At 64.5% G+C, this 20,842-nt stretch carries 17 protein-coding genes; 8 read left to right on the forward strand and 9 right to left on the reverse strand.

Annotated elements, in window-relative coordinates; genetic code table 11:
* Nucleotides 1–125: 125 nt before the first annotated feature.
* Nucleotides 126–1,358, forward strand: a complete 1,233-nt coding sequence (locus VN634_00315; protein ID HXC49298.1) for an LL-diaminopimelate aminotransferase — start codon at nucleotides 126–128, stop codon at nucleotides 1,356–1,358.
* Between the two features lie 2 nt (nucleotides 1,359–1,360).
* Here the strand turns inward: VN634_00315 and VN634_00320 are convergent, their stop codons facing one another.
* Complete coding sequence (locus VN634_00320) at nucleotides 1,361–2,149, reverse strand: glucose 1-dehydrogenase (GenBank protein ID HXC49299.1); 789 nt, start codon at nucleotides 2,147–2,149, stop codon at nucleotides 1,361–1,363.
* 117 nt (nucleotides 2,150–2,266) lie between these two features.
* On the opposite strand from VN634_00320, the gene VN634_00325 reads away from it, so the two are divergent.
* Nucleotides 2,267–2,641 carry a hypothetical protein gene (locus VN634_00325; GenBank protein ID HXC49300.1) on the forward strand — a complete coding sequence of 125 codons (375 nt, stop codon included), beginning with the start codon at nucleotides 2,267–2,269 and terminating at the stop codon, nucleotides 2,639–2,641.
* A 5-nt stretch (nucleotides 2,642–2,646) separates the two neighbouring features.
* On the opposite strand, the gene VN634_00330 is transcribed toward VN634_00325, so the two are convergent.
* Nucleotides 2,647–3,243, reverse strand: a complete 597-nt coding sequence (locus VN634_00330; protein ID HXC49301.1) for a nitroreductase family protein — start codon at nucleotides 3,241–3,243, stop codon at nucleotides 2,647–2,649.
* Between the two features lie 170 nt (nucleotides 3,244–3,413).
* Here VN634_00330 and VN634_00335 point away from each other — a divergent pair, with 170 nt between their 5' ends.
* Nucleotides 3,414–3,932 carry a hypothetical protein gene (locus VN634_00335; GenBank protein ID HXC49302.1) on the forward strand — a complete coding sequence of 173 codons (519 nt, stop codon included), beginning with the start codon at nucleotides 3,414–3,416 and terminating at the stop codon, nucleotides 3,930–3,932.
* Nucleotides 3,933–4,084: 152 nt separating this feature from the next.
* Nucleotides 4,085–4,537 carry a response regulator gene (locus VN634_00340; protein HXC49303.1) on the forward strand — a complete coding sequence of 151 codons (453 nt, stop codon included), beginning with the start codon at nucleotides 4,085–4,087 and terminating at the stop codon, nucleotides 4,535–4,537.
* 1 nt (nucleotide 4,538) lies between these two features.
* On the opposite strand, the gene VN634_00345 is transcribed toward VN634_00340, so the two are convergent.
* From VN634_00345 to VN634_00365, 5 genes are all read right to left on the reverse strand, one after another.
* On the reverse strand, nucleotides 4,539–5,756 hold the full coding sequence (locus tag VN634_00345) for an ATP-binding protein (protein HXC49304.1): 1,218 nt from the start codon (nucleotides 5,754–5,756) through the stop codon (nucleotides 4,539–4,541).
* A 66-nt stretch (nucleotides 5,757–5,822) separates the two neighbouring features.
* Nucleotides 5,823–6,989 carry a hypothetical protein gene (locus tag VN634_00350; protein ID HXC49305.1) on the reverse strand — a complete coding sequence of 389 codons (1,167 nt, stop codon included), beginning with the start codon at nucleotides 6,987–6,989 and terminating at the stop codon, nucleotides 5,823–5,825.
* A 6-nt stretch (nucleotides 6,990–6,995) separates the two neighbouring features.
* On the reverse strand, nucleotides 6,996–8,819 hold the full coding sequence (locus VN634_00355) for an AMP-binding protein (GenBank protein HXC49306.1): 1,824 nt from the start codon (nucleotides 8,817–8,819) through the stop codon (nucleotides 6,996–6,998).
* 189 nt (nucleotides 8,820–9,008) lie between these two features.
* Nucleotides 9,009–10,703, reverse strand: a complete 1,695-nt coding sequence (locus VN634_00360; GenBank protein ID HXC49307.1) for an ATP-binding protein — start codon at nucleotides 10,701–10,703, stop codon at nucleotides 9,009–9,011.
* Nucleotides 10,704–10,859: 156 nt separating this feature from the next.
* A complete protein-coding gene (locus tag VN634_00365) occupies nucleotides 10,860–12,365 on the reverse strand; it encodes an aldehyde dehydrogenase family protein (protein HXC49308.1) in 1,506 nt (501 codons plus the stop codon).
* Nucleotides 12,366–12,454: 89 nt separating this feature from the next.
* On the opposite strand from VN634_00365, the gene VN634_00370 reads away from it, so the two are divergent.
* Nucleotides 12,455–14,266, forward strand: coding sequence for a lysyl oxidase family protein (locus VN634_00370; protein HXC49309.1), 1,812 nt, complete (start codon nucleotides 12,455–12,457; stop codon nucleotides 14,264–14,266).
* A gap of 16 nt (nucleotides 14,267–14,282) precedes the next feature.
* On the opposite strand, the gene VN634_00375 is transcribed toward VN634_00370, so the two are convergent.
* Nucleotides 14,283–16,106, reverse strand: coding sequence for a glycosyl hydrolase family 8 (locus VN634_00375; GenBank protein HXC49310.1), 1,824 nt, complete (start codon nucleotides 16,104–16,106; stop codon nucleotides 14,283–14,285).
* Between the two features lie 134 nt (nucleotides 16,107–16,240).
* On the opposite strand from VN634_00375, the gene VN634_00380 reads away from it, so the two are divergent.
* Both VN634_00380 and VN634_00385 read left to right on the forward strand, forming a co-directional pair.
* Nucleotides 16,241–16,693, forward strand: coding sequence for a DUF6010 family protein (locus VN634_00380; GenBank protein ID HXC49311.1), 453 nt, complete (start codon nucleotides 16,241–16,243; stop codon nucleotides 16,691–16,693).
* The gene (locus tag VN634_00385; protein ID HXC49312.1) at nucleotides 16,690–18,198 is read left to right on the forward strand and encodes a hypothetical protein; all 1,509 of its coding nucleotides are present in this window, start codon (nucleotides 16,690–16,692) and stop codon (nucleotides 18,196–18,198) included. The genes VN634_00380 and VN634_00385 overlap by 4 nt, the downstream gene beginning before the upstream one ends.
* 136 nt (nucleotides 18,199–18,334) lie before the next feature.
* On the opposite strand, the gene VN634_00390 is transcribed toward VN634_00385, so the two are convergent.
* Nucleotides 18,335–18,766 carry an MAPEG family protein gene (locus VN634_00390; GenBank protein ID HXC49313.1) on the reverse strand — a complete coding sequence of 144 codons (432 nt, stop codon included), beginning with the start codon at nucleotides 18,764–18,766 and terminating at the stop codon, nucleotides 18,335–18,337.
* A 439-nt stretch (nucleotides 18,767–19,205) separates the two neighbouring features.
* On the opposite strand from VN634_00390, the gene VN634_00395 reads away from it, so the two are divergent.
* On the forward strand, nucleotides 19,206–20,282 hold the full coding sequence (locus VN634_00395) for a hypothetical protein (protein ID HXC49314.1): 1,077 nt from the start codon (nucleotides 19,206–19,208) through the stop codon (nucleotides 20,280–20,282).
* Nucleotides 20,283–20,842 lie beyond the last annotated feature (560 nt).

The raw sequence follows: 20,842 nt of genomic DNA on the forward strand, positions 1-20,842 counted from the left end.
CGCCGGAACCGTCGCGATTCATCCACGCCCCGGCGAAATTGTACCTGTCCCTTTTTTAAAACCGCCCGCGTTTTCGCTGAAGAAAATTAATTGTACCTGTCCCCTTTTTCGAAGAGGTTCGCTTCATGGCTCGCATCAATGACAACTACCTCAAGCTTGCTGCCGGATATCTGTTTCCGGAGATCGGCCGGCGCGTGCGCGTGTTTCAGGAGGCCAATCCTGGCGCGTCGATCATCCGGCTCGGGATCGGCGACGTCGTGCTTCCGCTGCCGCCGTCGATCTGCGATGCGATGCACGCGGCCGTCGACGAGATGAAGACCCGCGAAGGGTTTCACGGATACGGACCGGAACAGGGTTATGATTTTCTTCGCGAGGCGATCGCGCAGAGCGACTACAAGAGCCGCGGCGCGGCCATCGAAGCCGATGAAATCTTCGTCTCCGACGGCTCGAAGTGCGACAGCGGCAACATCCAGGAGATCTTCTCGACCGACGCCCGCATCGCGATTCCCGACCCGGTCTATCCGGTCTACGTCGATACCAACGTCATGGCCGGGCGCACCGGAGCCGCCGACGCGAGCGGCCGTTATGCCGGTCTGGTCTATCTGCCGTGCACGTCGGACGGAGGCTTTCTGCCGCATCCGCCCACCGAGAAGGTCGACCTCGCGTACCTGTGCTTTCCGAACAATCCGACGGGCGCAGTCGCGCGGCGCGCCGATCTCGAACGCTGGGTCGCGTGGGCGCGCGAGACCGACGCGGTGATTCTGTACGATGCCGCCTACGAGGCGTTCATCACCGATCCCGAAATTCCGCACTCGATCTACGAGATCGACGGAGCGCGCGAAGTTGCGATCGAGTTTCGCAGCTTCTCGAAGACGGCCGGCTTTACCGGGACGCGTTGCGCGTTCCTGGTGGTGCCGAAGTCGCTGCGCGGCACGGCGGCCGACGGCTCGCGCGTCGACTTGCACAAGCTGTGGTCACGCCGGCACACGACGAAGTTCAACGGCGTGTCCTACCCGGTGCAGAAGGCTGCGGCGGCGGTCTACACCGACAGCGGCCGCCGCGAAGTGCGCGCCAACATCGACTACTACATGGCCAACGCATCGATCATCCGTAGCGGCCTCGCCGACGCCGGGCTCGAGGTGCATGGCGGCGTCAACGCGCCGTACGTCTGGGTGCGCACGCCGCGAGGTCTCGGATCGTGGGAGTTCTTCGATCTGCTGCTCGAGCGCGCGCACGTGGTCGGCACGCCCGGCGCGGGCTTCGGTTCTTGCGGCGAAGGTTATTTCCGGCTGTCGGCATTCGGCATCCGCGAGCAGGTCGAGGAAGCCGTTGCGCGCGTGAAGCAGGCCATCCACTAACCTCAGTGCACGAAGCCTTCTTCGATGGCCGGCGCACCAAGCGATGCGCGCTGGCCTCCGTCGGCGACGAGGCAGGCTCCGGTTACGAACGAAGAGTCGTCGCTGACGAGGAATAGCGCAGCCTTCGCGATCTCGTCGGGCTCGCCGAAGCGTCCGAGCGGAATCAATCGGAACATCGCGCGCCGCGCGGTCTCGGTCGGAAACGCAGCCAGCGTGCCGGGCGTGGCGATGCATCCGGGCGCAAGCGCATTGACGCGCACGCCACCTGGCGCCCCTTCGATTGCGGAAACGCGCGTGAAGCTCTCGAGCGCAGCCTTGGCCGAGCTGTAACCGGCGAGCGAATGCAGGGCCGCGTGCCCGGCAGTCGACGAGATGTTGAGGATGACGCCGCCGCCCTGCTCGAACATGATCGGCATCGCCGTACGCGTCGCATAGAACACCGCATCCAGCGCTACGCTGAAACTGTCCTTCCATGCGGCCGTCGACATTGCCGTGATCGGCGCGGCCGTCATGCGGAACGCATTGTTGACGAGGATGTCGAGCCGTCCGCGCCGCCCGGCCGTGTCCAGGATGAGCCTGGCCATCGCGGCTTCGTCGGTGACATCGCAGAGGTGGCTTTCGGCGCTCCCGCCGCGCCCGACGATTTCGGACACCGTCTCGACCAGCGACGGCTCGCGGTCGCCGCAGACGACGACGTGCGCTCCTTCGGTGGCAAAAAGAGCGGCCATTGCCCGTCCGATTCCCGAACCGGAGCCCGTTACCAGCGCCACTTTCCCTTCGAGCCTGTGCATCACGTTCTCCTTTGCCGCAGCGGCGGGCCGCAGCGGGTGGCCGCGCAAAGACTGTGTGCCTTGCCGGAGCGACGCAAGCACGCGCTTCGGCGGCCAGGTGCCCGGATTGCATCGCACGTGCCCGCAGACAATCTCACGCACGGCCGCGCATGCACCCTCAACCTGCTCGCGGCCGCGAAGGAGGCTCCGATGATCCGCATCGTCACTCGACTCGCCTGCGCACCGAAGAATCGGCGAAAGATCGCCGAGAATGCCGGCGACCTCGTCCGCCTGTTCGAAAAGCACGGCTTGCGCAGCGAAGGCGTCTTCGAGAACTTCGCCGAAAGTGAGATCATCCACCTCTGGTCGGCCGAGGACATGGCGACCTACGATGCGGCAACAGCCCGGCTGAGGAGCGACCCCGAGTTTCTTTCGTTCGCGGCGGCCGCCGCCGAACCCATCGTCTCCGAACGCAAGGAATACTGGCGGGCGCTTGCGCTCGCCCGCACGTGAAAATCCTACCAGCGCTCCCAGTGCGCGACATCGTCGAGCGGCTTGCGGCGCACCGGCCCGAAGGCACGGGCCGGCCAGCCGATCGGGATCGTGACTGCAATGCGCGCATCGTCCGGTATCGCGAGAAGACTTCGGACGGCGGCCTCCGACGGCATGTGCCAGGTGGTGAACGTGGCGCCGAGCCCGAGGCCCCGCGCGGCGATCAGGATGTTCTGCGCCGCCGGATAGACGGCCGATGCGATCCAGTCCACGCTCGGCGCGGACGCGGGATAGACCGGACGCCCGCAGACGAGCACCCAGACCGGAACATCGAGCGCATGATCGACGAGGTGATGCGCGGATTCGAGAAGTCGCCGCTTGGAAGGATCCGAAACGGCAGAAGCGGGGGGCAGCAGCGGCCTGACCCCTTCGCAAAGCATGCCCGCCAGCTCATGACGCAGGGGCAGCTCGCGCACGACGACGAAATCCCATCCTTGTGAGTTGCCCGGGCTGGGCGCGCAGATGCCCGCCTCGAGGATTTCACGAATCAGCGCGTCGGGAACCGGATCGGGGCGGAAGTGCCGCATCGCGCGGCAGGTTCGTATGGCTTCGAGAACGTCCAATGGGTTGCTCCGCCGCGCGGCGTCGAATAATGATGCGGCACACCGACTGCGGCAACTGCCCCGATGCGAAACTCGTCGATCGGAAGCGCTTGCCTCCCCGGCGCGCAGCCCAAGACACGCGGCATCGCCGGTTCGAGTGCGAGTCGGGCAAAGAATCGACAGGAGACTCCATGAAGAACGTCGCGAAGAATCTCGCCAACATCGGGCTGATCGCCGCACTGTGCGTTACGGCAACCGCCTGCCCCAAAACCGGTCCCACGGCCAAGGCGCCGAAATTCTCGGATGCTCGCGCCACGATGGCGAAGATCGGCGGAAAGCCGCTGCCCGTGTTCGAGCTGAGCACGAAGATCGAAGACAACGACAACAAGATCGTCGCCCAGCGCGCCTTCATCTCGACGTCGGGTGCCCTCTACAAGCGCAGCGAGAATGGCTACGAGCTGGTCGAGCCGAAGAAGCTCGACGCAGAGTATGTGGCCAACGTGTCCCAGGTCCGCGCGACCATCGATCCTGCCAAGGAAGAGGCGCTCGCGACCCATCTCAACGGCGACGGCGCGACGATGGCGTTCCGATTCGAGGTCGACTGGACCGCTCCCGACAGCACCGAAGTCAATACGACCCGCTCGATCATCTTCGAAAGCGACCACGAGAAGATCGCCACAGCGGAGCTCGCCAAAGAGATCAAGGAATAACCCGTACCGCCGATGCGCCCGGCCATCCGCCGGGCGCATCGACTGCGGCCACCGCCCTTTTTTCTGCGCCGGAATTGCCGGCAACCCCCTGCCCTTTCCTCCCGCCGCACGCTAGACTTCAGCCGTCCGCGAGATTCGCGGAGGAGGCAGCCTTGTCGCGCGACAGCAAAGCGATCACCGTGCTCATGGCCGATGACGATGAAGACGATCGTCTGCTGGCCCGTGATGCGTTCCGGGAATGCGGGCTCGAGATCGACCTGCGGTTCGTCGAGAACGGAGAGGAGCTGCTCGAATACCTGCACGGCCATGGGCGCTGGACGAGCTGCCCGACGCCGTCGCTGATCATCCTCGACCTGAACATGCCGCGCATGGACGGACGCCAGGCGCTCGCAGCGATCAAGGAACACCCCGCACTGCGAAGGATTCCGGTCATCGTGATCACGACCTCCAAGGCCGAGGAGGACGTGCTTCGCAGCTACGACCTCGGCGTGAGCTCGTTCATCAGCAAACCCGGCAGCTACGAGTCGCTGCTCGCGCTCATCCGCACGCTTTCGAACTACTGGTTCAAGACGGTAAGGCTTCCCGGACACACGCCGGTCAGGTGATTCAGGCGGCGGTCACTGCCGCATCGCCTTCGGCGGGCATCAGGATCGTAAACATCGCGCCGTGTCCGGGAGAGCTTTCGGCCAGGATCGTGCCGCTGTGGCGCTCGACGATTCGACGCACGATCGCCAGTCCGATGCCCGATCCTCCGAACTCGCTGCGTCCGTGCAGGCGCTGGAACGGCGCAAAAATCCGCTCGGCATGCTGCTGCTCGAATCCGATGCCATTGTCCTTGACAGTCAGCTTCCAGCCCGGAGAGCCTGCGCATGTTGCCGGCTCGGCACGGATCACGACGTGCGGCACCGCACCGTCGCCCTGGAACTTCATCGCGTTGGCAATCAGGTTCTGGAAGACCTGCCGGAACTGCGTCGGGTCGGCCTGCAGTGTCGGCATCGGGCCGACGTCGACGACGGCGCCCTTGCTTTCGATCAGCACCTCGAGATCGCCGAGCACCTCGCGCACGACTTCGCCGAGATCGACCGGCACGAACGGCCTCGCACGCGTGACCACACGCGAGAACTCGAGAAGGTCGTCGATCAGCGTCTGCATGCGTCCGGCGGCGTTCATCATGCGCTCGATGTAGTCGTTGCCCTGGTCGCCGAGCTGCCCGTCGAACCGTTGCCGCAGCCGGTCGCCGAACACGACGATCTTGCGAAGCGGCTCCTGCAGGTCGTGGCTGGCGACCGACGCGAACTGCTGCAGCTCGCGGTTGCTGGCCTCGAGCTGCGCCGCTACGCGCTCGAGGCGTTCCTGGGCGAGCTTGCGTGCCCGGATCTCGCCTTCGAGCGCCGTGTTGTCGCGCTCGAGGCGGCGGCTGCGGTTTCGCTCGATCGCATAGCGCATCGACCGGACCAGCGACTGTCCGTCGGCCTTGCCTTTGACGAGGTAGTCCTGCGCGCCTTCGTTGAGCGCGCGCACGGCGAGGCGTTCGTCGTCGTTTCCGGTCAGCACGACGATCGCTACCTCCGGATCGGCTTCGTGGATTTTCTCGAAGGTATCGAAGCCGCGGCTGTCGGGCAGCGACAGATCCGACAGGACGACGTGGAACGGCGATGAAATCAGCGTCCTGCGAGCGGCGTCGAGCGTGCCGACGCGGGAAATCTCGAATTGCCCGGGCGCCGCTTTGGTCAGCGCGCGCTGCAGCAGGAAGGCATCGTCCTCGTCGTCTTCGACGAGGAGGATGCGAATCGGTTCTGCTGTCAGACCTCCCCCTGAGCTCATCGCGATTCTTATGCGCGAAATCTCCTGGCCAGTGAAGCGCTCGCCGTCCTGGAGCCGCGCTGCGCTTTACTGGTTCTTTCCGGTCGTCTCGCTGTTTTCGGTTGCGGCCTTTGGAAGGAACGTCCTCGCGATTTCCGGAGACGGTGGATGGCAGTGGCCCTGCCGTGCAAAAAGCATCTCGCGACAGAAATCGAGCTTCCTGCCTGCGCACAAGTGCTCGGCCCATTTCGAGCCGTCCTCGACCGCTGTTACCTCCGGAACTCCGTCGCAGAAATGTTCGGTCTTCTTCGTCTTGGCGAGACATGCGCGCGCGAAGAACCGGGCCCAGTAGCGGCAGCGATCATCCCGGCATCGGTCCTGGCGGCCCTGGCCTTCGAGCATGCAGCCGTCGTCGTTGGTGTCCTCGGCGAACTCGAACGCCTCCTGGACGGCGTGCCTGGTGAAGTCGTCCATGTCCTTCATGGATTCGATCGGTACAGCCGACTCCGGGTACTTGAACGGCGGCGGGTTCTTCGGATCGAAGACCGTCAGAGTGGCGAACGGCTCGGGTTCCTTGCCGTCGGTCTTCGCACCGTCGATTTTGGGCTTGGCGACTTTGAGATCGATCGGCTTGAGCAGCAGCGAACGCGTGATCCACGTATCGGAATGCTCGAATCCGGCCTTGACCGCGCCGAGCCATGTGCCGAGGCCGAGCATCAGCGACGCAGCGCAGGATCCGATGACGATCACCTGCATCATTCGCGGGGTGATGCGAGTGCGCCAGTCCTGCCCCGGGCTGAAGCCGTTCTTGAATGCCTGGATCGAGAGCGATCCGAAATAGCCGTTGAGGACCAGCAGCATCGTCACCGGGGCAAGCGCGATGCGGATGCCGGCGGCGATATGATCGGTCGCCGTGCCGTGGTCGAGCATGTCGGGCAAACCATGAGAGATCACGATCAGGTCGGCCAGCACCGCACCCACGCAGGCCAGCAGCGGCCCCGGTGCACGCGAGATCGACGATGCCGCCAGCAGGATCGTTCCGAACCCAGCCGCCAGGTCCCAGAGCGGCGGCGCCACGTGGACAGTGTCGAGGAAATCGAGCAGGCCGAACACGAGAATCACGATCGCCCAGGACGCCGCGATGCGAATGCCGAGCGTGCTGCGCTTTTTTGCCTCGGCGTAAACCTTGGCGACACCGCTTCGCAGGTCGTGCGCCTGCCAGCCTTCCTGAAGGAGTTCCTGTTCGTCGGCCATATCTGCTCAGCGCTCCAGAAGCGGCAATCGCTCGGCCTTCGCGAAATCGTCTCGCAGCCGGTCGTAATCGCCCGCTGTGAACGGCTTGAAGGTCTTGTCGCCCCGCTCCCGCCAGAAAAGTGGATCGTGGATCTTCGATGGATGAAAATGAACTGCCTTGAGATTGCGGATCAGGATCTTCTGCGTACCGGTGTACTCGAAATCGTCGACGACGCGCACGAAGTCGGGAAACCATTTGCGGTCCATGCCGCCTTCGACGACCTGGCGCTCGCAGAAGTCGAAAAAGCCCGCCGCGTCGAAGCTGGCGCCTTCGCGCAACTTGAGCGCGACCATCACGAGCTCGTCCGAAACCGCGCACGGTACGCCGTACGCTGCAGCAAGCGTGACATCCGGGTGTTCCTGCAGAAGGCGCGCAACCTGCAGGGCGGAGAAGTTCTCGCCGTCTTTTCGGATCCAGTCGTCGGTTCTTCCGTCGAAGAAGAGATATCGCTTGCCGTCCTGCAGCAGAATGTGGCCGAGGTCGCCCGAATGGTAGATGCCGTCGCGATACTTCTGCGTATTGGCCGACTGGTTATCGAAATAGCCCTGGAACAGCGCCGTATCGTCCGCGATCCGGCAGATCTCGCCGACCGCCTGCTCGTAGTTGAGGATGTGACCGTCGGCGGCAATCTCGGCCGCAGGGCATTCGTTGCCGCGACCGTCGAGGATGCGCACCGCGTCGTCGGTGACCTCGCCGACGCTTCCGCGCGGATCGTTCTTTCGCCGGTACGTCGCGATCGCCGCTTCGGTCGAGCCGTACAGCTCGAACATGTCCTCGAGTCCCATCCAGTCGATGAAGCGGTCGATGTCGGGCGGCGAGGCACCGTTGCCGATCGCATAACGGAAGTGGTTGTCGGGATGATGCGTGACCTCGCGGCGCAGGCGCTCGATGTCGCCTCCGTATTCGCGCTCGAGCGCCTGAAGGACGTAGTGCACGGGCTCGCCGACGTAGTTCCAGTACGTGACGCCGTAGTCGAGCACGTCGGAGACGAACCTGGTCGCGGAGAACCGCTCGCGGATGCCGAGGGTTCCGCCGACCCAGAACGTCGGCATGAAGCCGATGAACATCGAGTTCGAATGAAACAGCGGCATGCACGTATAGCCGCAGTCGTCCTGACCGAGCTCGAGGCGCGACGAGACGCCGATGCCGGTCGCACAGAGTTTGAAATGATTGTTGTTGATGCCCTTCGGAAGCCCGGTCGTCCCCGACGTATAGATGATCATCAGGTTCGTACCCGGCGTCACGTCGGCCTCCGGGTACGGAAGGCTCACGCCGGGCGCACCGGCTTCGACCGCCATGCAGGCAAGGTAATCGGCATGCGTCTCGATCGTCGCCGTGCCCGAGGTCGGCAGGTAAAGGATATTCTCGCGAGTGACGTGCTCGAGCTTGTCGGCGACCTTTTCGACCTCGTCGCGGAACTTCTCGTCGACGACGACAAGCCGCGCGCGTGACTGGTTGAGGACGCCCGCAAGCGTCGGCCCGCGAAGGCCCGTGTTGACGCCGAACAGCGTCAGGCCCGCAATCCCGCATCCGCCGTAGAGCGACAGGAGCTCGAGGTGGTTTTCGAGCAGCATCGCGACGTGGCCCGGATGGCGGTCGTCGATGGTGCCGAGGCGGCCGAGCAGGAAGTGGGCGGCGCGGGTCGATTCGTCCCGGTAGCGCCCGTACGTCCAGGACCGTTCGTGCTGGCGAAGGAAGATTTTCCCCGACGCTTCCGGATGATCGGCGCGGGCCTGGATCTGGTCACGCAGCGTGTAGTTGGCTTCGAACGTCAGTGGCTCGCTGGACAACGGTCGGCTCCTGTCAGGGCTTCGCCCGATCGCACGAGGTCTTCGCCCGGTCGCGCGAGGCTTTCGCCCGAATCGAGCAAGGTTTTCGCACGGATCGAGCAGGGCTTCGCCCGGATCGAGCAAGGGCTTCGCCCGGATCGAAGAAGATACACGCCGGAATACCTTGGAGCCAGCAGGCGGGACCGGGACTCAGGCAACGGCAGGAGCTGCGGCGTCATCGCCGCCCACGAAGACATCGTCGTCGAGTGCCGACTGCGTTCGCTTGGGGACCGGAAGGCGGAACAGGAACGTCGCTCCCTCGCCGAGGCGGCCCTCGGCCGAGACCGAGCCGCCGTGCCGCCGGACGATCCGTTCGACGGTCGCCAGCCCGATGCCGGAGCCTTCGAACTGGTCGCTGCGATGCAGGCGCGAGAACGGACGGAACAGCTGGCCGGTCTGTTTCGGATCGAAGCCGATTCCGTTGTCGCGGACGAAGTACGAAACCGAATCACCCGCTCTCTGGTGCACACCGATCGCGATGTGCGCCTCCGGCCGGGTCTCGGTGTACTTGAACGCATTGCCGAGAAGATTCTGCACGACGAGGCGGAGCAGCCCCGCGTCGCCCCATGCAAGCAGCCCGTTTCCGATTTCCCATTCGATCTTGCGGCCCGGCGACACCGAGCGCAGCTCTTCGATGATCGATCGTGCAACCTCGGCAAGGTTGACGACTTCCTTTTCGATCCGGTCGTTTCCGGCCCGCGACAGCGTGAGCAGATCGTTGATGATGTGGTCCATGCGTCCCGCGGCGCGCTCGATCCGGCCGAGCAGCTCGCGCTCGTCGTCGCTCAGGCGCTCGCCGACGTCCTCGACCAGAGTCTCGACAAAACCGTTCATCGCCCGCAGCGGCGCTCTGAGATCGTGGGAGACCGAGTAGCTGAATGCTTCGAGCTCGCCGACCGCGATCTCGAGATCCTCGGTGCGCTGACGGACTTTTTCCTCGAGCTCGACGTTGAGGCTCTGCAGGGCTTCTTCCGCACGCATGCGGCGCGTGATGTCGCGCTCGATCATCGACACGCCGATGATCGCACCGCGATCGTCGAGAATCGGCGAGAAGCTGGCCGAGACATCGAAGCTCGTACCGTCGCTGCGCAGCCGCACCGATTCGACTTCGTCGACCCGCTCTCCCCCGGCCACGCGCGCGACGAGCGAAACCAGCTCAGCCTCGTGCTCGGGCGGAATCAGCATCGACGACGAGCGATCGATGATCTGCTCGCGCGTGTAGCCGTACACGCGCGTCGCGCCGGCGTTCCAGCTGACGATGGTTCCCGAAAGGGATTGTCCGATGATCGCGTCGGCCGACGATTCGACGATCGACGCGAGGTAACCGGAACGCAGCTCGGCCCGGCGCCGTTCGGCGATCTCGCGGTGAAGCTGCGCGTTGACGAGGCGAAGCTGGTCACTTCGCTGGCCGGCGGAGGACTCCACGACGTCGACCTGCTGGCGCAGCATCGCGCGCGCCGAATCCCGCTGGCGAAGAAAGACGACGACCATTGCGATCGCGGCGACGACCGTCGTGCGTCCGATCGCAGCCATCCATGCAGGGTCGACGATCGCCGGCGCGGCGGCGCCCGAACTAAGAAACGGCGCGACCAGGACCAGCGTGGCTGCGGAGGCTGCGGCAATCGCTGCACCGAGCGGACCGGACGTCGCCTGAGCCAGCACGACGACCAGCAGATACGGAAGCCCGAACATCATGCTGTCGGGAGCGTGAAGATCGAGGAAGAAAAGAAGGCCGGAAAGGACGACCGGCATGAGCAGCCGAATCGCCTGTGACGGCGTCTTCTGGGACGCCCATTGCATTCCCATCGTTACGTTCACGGCCTCCCCCATTCTGTCGTCGTCCATCGTGCGCTCCGCTCGGCCAGGACGCGGAGCTGCGGACAACGGTACTCGTGCCTGGCAAAAAGATGGCCAGGGCAACCCCGCGTGCCGAAGTTAGCTGTACACCGGATGCGTATGCAATGACCGGAGGCAAGAAAACGATTGAGAGCGTGCGCAGTTTCAGGCCCGGGAGCTGCCGGCCGGCCGCGCTTCGAAGCGACCTTCGAGATAGGCGGCGATCTTTCCGTCGACCGGAAGCTGGAACGACTTGGTCGTCAGATACTCTTCGAGCCCGTAGACGCCGAGCTCGCAGCCGATTCCCGACTGCTTGATCCCGCGAAACGGCGCCACCGTGTTGAAGGTGCCGCCGTTGATGTCGATCCCGCCAGTGTCGATGCGGCGACCGACCCGCATCGCCCGCTCGACGTCTTTCGACCAGATTGCGCCGCCGAGGCCGAAAATCGTGCCGTTTGCGATGCGCACCGCGTCGTCTTCACCGTCGTACGGAAGGATCGTCAGCACGGGACCGAAGATTTCCTCCTGCGCAATCGACATGTCCGGCGTCACATCGCCGAAAACTGTAGGCCGTACAAAAAACCCGCGCTCGAGATCCTCGGGCCGTTCGAGCCCGCCGGCAACCAGTGTCGCGCCTTCTTCGATTCCGCGCCGGATGTGCTCGCGGACGCTTTCGTACTGGTGGCGGCTGACCTGCGGTCCCATGCGTGTGGTGCCCGGCGCCGGCGGCACGCGCGGATCGCCGGTTTTGATCACGTTCTCAGCGACGTCTTTCGCGATGCGGCACGCCTCTTCGTGCATCGAGCGAGGCACGAGCATCCGCGTCCATGCCGCACACGTCTGACCCGCGTTCGTATACGCATGATGGACTCCGGCGCGGATCACCGAAGGATCGGCATCGTCGAGGATCACGTTGGCGGCCTTGCCGCCGAGCTCGAGCGATACTTCCTTGATGGACTGTGCAGCCAGCGCCATGATCCGGCGGCCGACGTCGGTGCTGCCGGTAAGCGATACCATGTCGACGTCCGGATGCGTGGCCATCGCTTCGCCGATCTCGCTGCCCTTGCCCGAGAGGAAATTGAAGACGCCCGGCGGCAGATGGCGCCCGGCGATCTCGGCGAACAGGAAACACGACAACGCAACTTCGCAGCTCGGCTTGACGACGACCGTGCAGCCCGCGGCAAGCGCCGGTCCGACTTTCGCGGTGATCTGATGGATCGGGTAGTTCCACGGCGTGATCGCTGCAACGACGCCCTTCGGTTCGCGTACGACGACCGAGTTGCCGATGCGCTGCTCGAACGGGAACTCGCCGCGCGTCAGCAGATCCGCGTAGAAACGGATCGTCGAGGCGGGAAAGCCCACCATATACTGCGCGGTCATCGCGGCCGGGGATCCGAGCTCTTCGACGATGACGTCGCCGAGCTCGCCGGCACGCGCGTCCATCTCGTCGGCGATTGCGCGCAGGCAGCGGCCACGCTCTTCGGCCGGCGTGAGCTTCCAGTCGACCAGCGCGCTGCGCGCCGCACGAACCGCCGCGTCGACATCGGTCCTGTCTGCGCGCGGAATCCGGCCGCAGATTTCTTCGGTGGTTGGATTGACGATGTCGAAGTGGCCGGAGCCGTTGGGCTCGATCCATTTTCCGCCGACAAGAATCTTCTCGAAGGTATGCATGGCAGGTCTCCGACCGCCTGATTGCCAGATAGATGGTCGCGACGCCACAGGCGGTGTGCTACGCAGGCGGAACGGGGGAACTTCGGGGGATGACGACCAGAGCAGCTCGGACCGTGGGCGCGGGACTGGCCGCAGCGGCAATCGGCCTTCTCGGGCCGGTTCGCGCCTCTGCCCTGCCCGATCTCGTACCGGAGATCTTCAACATCACCGTCGCGACGCAGAACGTTCTGGCAGGAGACGTGGTCGAAGGCTGCGCCGGCGGGCAGTACGACCGCCGCCTGGTCAAGTTCTCGCTGAAAACCACGAACATCGGTCCCGACGATCTCATCCTCGGCGATCCGGGCTGCCCGAACTGCAGCCTGAACCCGGGCGCAGAGTGCACCAATCCATTGTTCGAATGCGGCGCCGCGCATGGTCACGCGCATTTCGGCGCATTCGCCAACAGCGAGATCCTCGACGAGAACGACCAGGTGGTCGCAATCGGCCACAAGTACGGATTCTGCCTTCTCGACCTGATCTGTCCGAACAAGCATTACAGCTGCTCGTACCAGGGCCTCACAGCTGGCTGCAGCGACGTCTACAGCTCCGGCCTTCCGTGCCAGTACATCGACATTACCGACGCCGGCCTTCCCGACGGAATCTACAAGCTGCGCGTGCACGTCAATCCCGACGGCGTCCTGAGCGAATCCGACCAATCCAACAACACCATCGAAACATTGTTCACGCTCGGCCAGACCGAACAGATCTGCCCGACCTACGCGGCGAGCGACATTCCGAAGCCGATTCCCGATCTCGGCACCGCCACGTCGAGCGTCACCGTTCCCGACATCGGCGAGGTCACGTCGATCCGACTGCACATGAGCGGAACGCACACGTACGTCGGCGATCTCGATGCGCAACTGACGAGCCCGTCGGCGACGACGCGCACGATGTTCGCGAACATCTGCGGCAACGCCGACAACTTCTCCCTTTACCTCGGCGACGAGGCGGTCGACCCGCTGATCTGCCCGGCCACCGATCCGTCGGTGCTGCGCATCCCGAACCAGAGCTTCGCGCCGTTTATGGGTGAGAACGCGGCCGGCAACTGGACCCTGACCGTTCACGACAACCGCTCCAACGACACCGGCACGCTCCAGAGCTGGAGCCTCGAGATCTGCTCGATCTGCGGAAACGGCCTTCTCGACCCCGGCGAAGTCTGCGACGACGGCAATGCCGCCGACGGCGATTGCTGCTCGAGCGACTGCCAGACGATCGGTCCCGATGGCGCGAGCTGCGAAGACGGCGACTCCTGTACGGTTGGTGATACCTGCTCGGGCGGCGTCTGCGTCGAGGGGACGCCCCTCCAGTGCGATCCGTGCCTTATCTGCAGTTCGTCTGCCGGCTGCGTCGTGCCCGACATCGTCTATCCGTGCCAGGAGCCTCCGAGCGGAGGCTCGCTGCTGATGCTTCGTCACTCCGACGACGATCCGACGCGCGACTCTCTCGTATGGCGCTGGCGCAGCGAAACTCCGGTCGAGCTCGATGAGTTCGGCGCGCCGGACATCGTCACCGACATCTCGCTGTGCGTCTATCAGGGCGACGAGCTGGTGATGAGCTCGACGGCGCCGGCGGCGTCGATATGCGATCTCGGCGCGCTGTGCTGGGACCGCGAAGAGCACATGGCAAGTTACGTCGATCCCGACTCGCTGTACGACGGCTTTTCGTCGATGCGCATCCGCGAAGGAACCACCGGAAAGATCTCGGTGCGCGGCCGCGGCGCCGGTCTCGAGCTCGGCGACCTGATGCTGCCTGCGCCGCTGACCGTACGCATGTTGCGAAGCGACGGCACGCCCTGCTGGCAGGCGAACTACGACAGCGTGCTCGCATCGAGCGAGCGCGTGCTCAAGGCGCGCAGCCGCTGAGCTGAAAACCGCCCGGCTACTCGCAGTACATTCTCGCCGCGTCCCCGCTGCAGTCGAGAGGGTTGCTGACCCCGCAGTCGGCATCACCTGCGGCTGCGGTATCGCCGAGCACGAGGGTCACGCGAACAGGCCCGACGGGCGCAGCAATCGTCGAGCGCTTCGTCGTGATCCGGAACGGAACGTCGGTCGTGCTGCCGCGCCTGTACTGAATCTTCGAAAGACCTGCTGCCGAGCCCGGCGTGCACGCCGGAGCGTCGAGCGCTCCGCTCTTGTTCCGGTACTGGACCTTGCTCGCCGAGGTCTTCCACGCGTCGCGATCGCCGCAGACGGCGTCGCCGGCGCCGGGCACGGGGCTGGTGGCTTCGGTCAGATCGAAGATTGCCGCATCGCCGGAGCCGACGTCTTCGACGAGGATCTGCGCGCCGGCATCGAGCACCGTGGGTGCGCCTCCGGGAAAGAACAGCGTGCCGCGAAGATTCATCTGTTGCTCGCCCGGGTCGCGGTCGAGCTTTCGCAGGTCAACCGATGCATCCAGGACGTATGCGGGGTTCGTGCATTCCGGCGTGCCCGGAAGGCTGCACGTCGGTGCGCCGACTTTCTCGGGCGCCCACCAGTTGCCGCTCATCACGATCATCGAAAGAAGCTTGAGCGTGTTTTCGTAGTAGCCTTCCGCGGAAAGCGGCGTTCCGGCGACTTCGTCCCACATCGCGTTGAGCCAGCTCTGGTTGGTCGAGTTGACCATCGCGCCGACAGCAAACGGAGCCTTGAACGCGAGCGACGGGTAGTCCGTGCCCGGGATCGCATCGCCGTCGAGCTCGTAGCCCGCGCCGATCGCCGAAGGATCGTTGCCGGTCTTCGTGCGGAGCCACGCGTTGACCACGTCGAGCGTCGCCTTCGCGCGCGAATCGCCGTTGGTCACATAGTCCGTGGCGAGGCGCCACGGCACGCGGCATGCGTTGTACGAGTACATCCCGTCGGTATCGCCTTCGAGGAAGTTGGCCGGCGCCGGTGCGGGGGATGTCGCCGGATTGACGATGAAATCCGGCACGAGCCCCACGCCGCTGCTGTAGTTCGTCCGAACTGACGAAATGACACCGTAGAGACTGTTGCAGAGATCGATCCACTGCGAGTTGCTGCTCGCGATCGCGAACGACAGGAAATGGTCGACCATGAAGTCGGACGATCGCGTGGACTTGTCGTAAGGTGCTTCCCCCGCTGTGACCCAGTCGCCGAGCAGCGTGAACGCGTGGGTAGCGTTCACCTCTCCGTCAAGTATGTCGGCGAGGACGGCGAGCGCTTCGGTCTTGTAGTCGAACCGTCCGCAGCTTCCCCACTGCTTGTCGGCAAGCAGCAGTGCGAACGCGATGTCGAGGTCGCCGTCGGTGGCGCTGTCGTTTCCGTCGACGTTGTTGCACGACGTCGACTGGTTCCACGACATCAAATGGTCGTGCGTCGCCGTCGGGTGCTCGAGGAAATACGTGACCATTCCGTCGAAGATCGTCTGTGCCTCCGGATCATGCCCTGCCATCAGCGCCGCGAGCATCATTCCATAGCCGTGACCTTCGGAGACCGTCAGGTTGCCCGTGCTGACGTGCGTCAGCACCACGTAGCGACCGGTCCCGCACGTCTGCGAGACGTACTCGGCTTTCCATGCGTCGTAGAAATCGGCGACCGCCTGGTCCAGCGCTGCCTGCGAGAGATGATTCGGCCGTATGCTGCCGGCCGTGTAAGTCATCGGATGCGAGCCGAACGGCCGGTTGATGTCGGCGCGTGCCTCCGAAAGCGGGCCGAGCAACGAGAACGCAAAACAAGCAGCAGCAAAGCGGACAGGACGGTTCATCGGTATCTCCCCCGTCGCGCCGTGCCGCGCGAGCCGGGACCGAGTGTGCACGGCGATCGGAAGGCCGTCAACGGGCGAGCAGCAACGATCGACGCAAGACCGGAGCGCTGGCCGTATCCGGGAGATCCCGTACCATGCCGCCGCGAGATCCGACGATGCACCCGCCGCCGCTTTATCTGATGGACTATGTCGGACCTTCTCTCGGCGCCGTCGTGTTCGTGCTGTTGATGTCGCTCGTGAAAGAGCCGGTTCGCCCGCGACTCAATGCGATGATCGTCGCCGGTGCGAGCGGAGCGTACCTGAGCGGCGGCTTCGGCCCGTGGGAGCTGATCTATCCCGCACTTGCAGTCCCTGTCGCTTATGCAGGCCTGAGCTCGTACCGGTTCGTCGCAGTCGCGTGGCTGATGCATGCGGCCTGGGACGTGGTGCACCATCTCTGGGGCAATCCGATCTGGCCGTTCATGCCGACATCGTCGTTTGGATGCATGATCTTCGACACGTTGATCGCGGTGTGGTTTCTCTGCGGCGCGCCCGACATGTTCGCGGCAATGCGACCGGCGGTCACGCTGCAAAGGATGCACCGATGAAGCGTCTGTCCTTTGCCGTGCTGCTGGCGACCTGCCTCGTCTCGAATGCAGAGCTCGCAGCTTCCGCCGAACGGCCCACAGCGCTCGACGACATCTGTCCGGCCGATGCAGATCCGTGCGTGGTCACGAAACACTGGGATATTTCGAATCTTCCCTTCGATGTCGATTTCGGTCTTCGCACCGTACGCGTCTCCGGCTCCGGAGCATTCGATGCGAACGGAGAGATCGACACGGGAGTAAACTGCGGGCGCTTCGAAGCGCTGCCGGGCACACTTTCGCCGGTCTACCTGGCAGGCCCGCAGCAGTCGGATTCCACACCGGGCGGACGCATGACGATCCGCGCATACCGAAGCTGCAGCGACAATCCGGACATGCGCTGCCTGAGCGACGCGGATTGCACCGCCGGCGCGTGCTCGGTCGGCGACGGCTCGATCATCCTGCGAGGCCAGGTTCTCGGCAACGCCGCCGAGCATGCACGGCTGACGCTGTCCGCGGCAGGACCGATCGAAGTGCACGGGGGCGTGCAGCTGTCCGGAAAAGATCCCGCCGTAGAGGATTTCACCGATGGCGGCGAGCTCATCGTCTCGTCCACGACGGGACCAGTGCTGTTCGACGCGAATCTGAATGCGCGGGCTCAGCAGTACGCAGGCTCGCTCGCCATCACGGCGGGAGGAGACGTGGTCATCAATTCGAGGATGAACCTGAGAGCCACGTACTTCGGCGGCAGCGTCGAGATCGATGCCGGCGGCAACGTCGAGATCGATGGACGCATCCAGGCCCAGGCGCAGGGTGAAAATGGAGATTCCGGACATGTCACGATCCACTCCGGAGGGACGATCGTGCTCGGTGGCACAAAGCTGCTCGTCGACTTGTCCGGCCGTGACGGCGAGGGCGGCGTCTTCGAGGCCACGGCGAGCCAGAACGTGGAGCTGGGCAGCGAACTGATGCTCGAGATGCGGCGGGCCGAGCTTTCTGCAGGGGCAGACGTGCTCGTTGGGGGTCGCATCGATGCGAGCTCGAGTCGCAACGGCGGAACCGTCGGCCTCGTTGCGGCGCGGGACGCGACGATCGAAGACCGGATCAACGTGTCGGGAAATCGAGGCAACGGCGGGCAGATTTCCATCTCGGCCGGCAGGACGCTCACGATCGCCGACCAGCTCAAGACCAAGGGGCAGAATCTCGCCGGGACGATCTCACTGGCCGCGCCGGCCATTGTCATCAGCGGCTCCATCTCTTCGAAGGGCGCGTCCGGCAGCGATGTGCTGCTGACGGCCTGCGACATCTCGCTGCTGGATTTCGCGGACATCGACGTCGCCATACCGGGAGGTGGACTGCATACGATCTCGTCCAACCAGCTCACCGTCGCCGCCGGCGCGCACGTGACTGGCGCCGAGGATGGCGATCATGTGTTCGAGTATCGCGATGGCGGACCCGCGCCGATCATTCTCGGCGATGTCGAGCCAGCACCCACGCTTGTGCCGGCGGCGCTGGTCCCCTGCCCCTGACGCCGCCGCGGTCGGCCTGCCAATTGCCAGGATCTTTCCGAGTTCTTTCCAGACTCGGTGCCTCCGGGCTGCGGCGTTTCGGAGGGATGGCCTGCGGCGCAGGCCATCCCCGAAGCGGCGAAAGCTCCGGCAGCCGCTATTCGCTGAGAACCAGCATCGCTGCCCTCAGCGCAAGCGCGATCAGCACCACGCTCGAGATCGTGAAGAGCGTCGCGCGATAGAAAACGATGTTGACCGTGGCCTGCCAGATGCTGTGCACGATGCGCAGCACGACGTAGACCCATGCCAGCACGACACTCACGCCGTCGCCGGGCGCGAGGATCGCGAGCATCAACACCAGCGCATAGAACAGCGTCGGCTGCTCCATCAGGTTGTTGTAGTTGTGTGCCTTCCACTGCGTCTTGTCCGGCAGGACGCCGTCGAGGTCGGAGCCGCGACCACCAACGGCGCCTCGGATGTCGAGATTGTGGCGCTTGAGCGCCGGAATCCTCGTGCCGATCATCCACAGCAGAACGAGAAGAGACCACAGCACGAGCACAATGGCGGGACGAAGAATGGGATGAGTCATGGCGTGTGCTTGGTCTCCTGTTCAGCCGGCTCGCTGTCATGCAATCGGACGGAGCAGGCTCGCTCGGATCAGACCGCACACTTCCGACGTTCGCAGATCGCAAGTCCACAGTACAGGCGGCACGACGCAGCGCAACACAACGAGAACTTCACACCCGGTGAAGGACAATCGTGCGTGTCGTGCCGCGCTTTATCTTGCAACAGCAGCGACGCAGCGAAATGAGTGCCGCATTCTTTTCGAGGAGCCGAGGACCCACATGACACGCCTCACCGGCATTCGTCGCGATCACACATCGAGCCAGCGCTACCGCCCGCGTCACGTGCTCGCAGCGAGTCCACTGCTTGCCTTCTGTCTGCTGACGAGCTCACCGTCCGAAGTCCGCGCGGCGACGGCCGTCGCATGTGTGGGCACGGAGACGCCAGCTTGCAAGGAGTCATCCGTGCTTGCTTCGGCGTTCCAGTGGGGCGTCAAGACGTACTCGGGCGGCGGGCTTCTGCGTGGCGTCGCGAAGGCCAATGCCCGCCAGCTCGGCGTCGAGTTCCTTGCGCGGACAGAGAAAGCGGCAAGCGCGCTCCTGTATGGCTCGGCGAGTGCCGGGTTCTCCGACAGCGACGTCCGGGTCGGCCTTCCCAATCCGGCAACTGTGACGCTTACGTTTCTCGTCACGATGTCGGGTGGTTTCAGCGGCAGCGACTTCGGCCCTCCGTGTGATCACTGCGGCGGCCAGTCGCCGTGGGTCGGCTCCGGCACCGCGTCCGGAACGGCCCAGGCGAATGCTCCTGAACAGAGCCGGCGACTCGACTTCGATACCGCGTGGAATTCGAACGACGGCATAACCAACGAGCTCGAGCCGGAGGGAATCATTGAAATCACGGTCGGCAGCGGCATGCCGTTCACGTGGAGCTCTTCGATGACCGTCAGCTCCAAGGCCGCCAACGATCCGTGCCTTAGCGGAGCAGGAACGTGCGGGATCGAAGGCGGGGCCGAAGCCGACGGCGATTTTCGCAGCACGTTCCATTTCCACGACTTCCATCTTTACGATGCGGCCACGCACGAGGAGATCTTCGATTTCACGCTGACGGGAAGCGGCGGCATCGACTACCTCGCGATCGACCGCGGATGCGGCAACGGCACGCTCGATGAAGGTGAACAGTGCGATGACGGCAATGTCGATCCGGGCGATTGCTGCTCACCTGGCTGCAAACTGGAGACCGGGGCCTGCGACGACTACGACGCGTGTACTGGAAACGGAACATGCGACGGCGCGTCGTGCACCGGTGCCGAAAGCTTCTCGTGTCCCCTTCCCTGCGGAGATGCCGACAAGAACGGAGCTCTCAGCGCCGTCGATGCCCTGATCGCACTGAAGACGGCGGTCGGAACGAGCAGCTGTGACGATTGCCGCTGCAACGCGAACGACGATGACTCCGTCACGACAACCGACGCACTGCGGATCCTTCAGGCCGCTGTGGGCGTTGATGTGATGCTCGATTGTACGGCGTGCCTGCCGGACTTCTGAGGACTCGCGGCAGGAGATTGGGCTGAGACCTACTGGTCGAAGTACCGACACCTGCCACGGTCCTCGCCACACGCTGCGAAACCCGCCGGCTGGACGGCCATCCGCGAGGTGCACTGCACGGTCGACCGGGTAGGATGTCGTCTGCCGTTCGGCGGGACATGCGCGTGAACCTGTTCCTCGACTTTCTGGCGATTCCGTTTTTTCTCCCGTTCCAGCTTTTTCTTGACACATGGCGGATCCTGTTCGTCGCGTGGCTCGGCGCGCCGATCAGTCGCAATTGGCCCGCGATGTTGCGGATTCCTTTTCGCGCGCTTCCCGTGGCGCTATCGTGCGCTGTCGTCGGCATCGAAGTGGACTGCGGGGGCTGGTCGGCATGGTCGGTACTTACCGACTCCGACAACACGGTCCGGCGAATCGAAGCCGTGGAATCCGTTCTTCTGGTGTGGATGATCCTCAGCGCCGTCGCGTTGGCGCGGCTGCCGATACGAACGCCTCGCGACGCATCTCCACACCCGAAATCCGCGCTGAATGTGCTCGGTTCGATCGATCAGGCCGCACGC

It is taken from the genome of Candidatus Limnocylindrales bacterium (genome assembly GCA_035571835.1).
Classification (GTDB): domain Bacteria; phylum Desulfobacterota; class Binatia; order UBA1149; family CAITLU01; genus DATNBU01.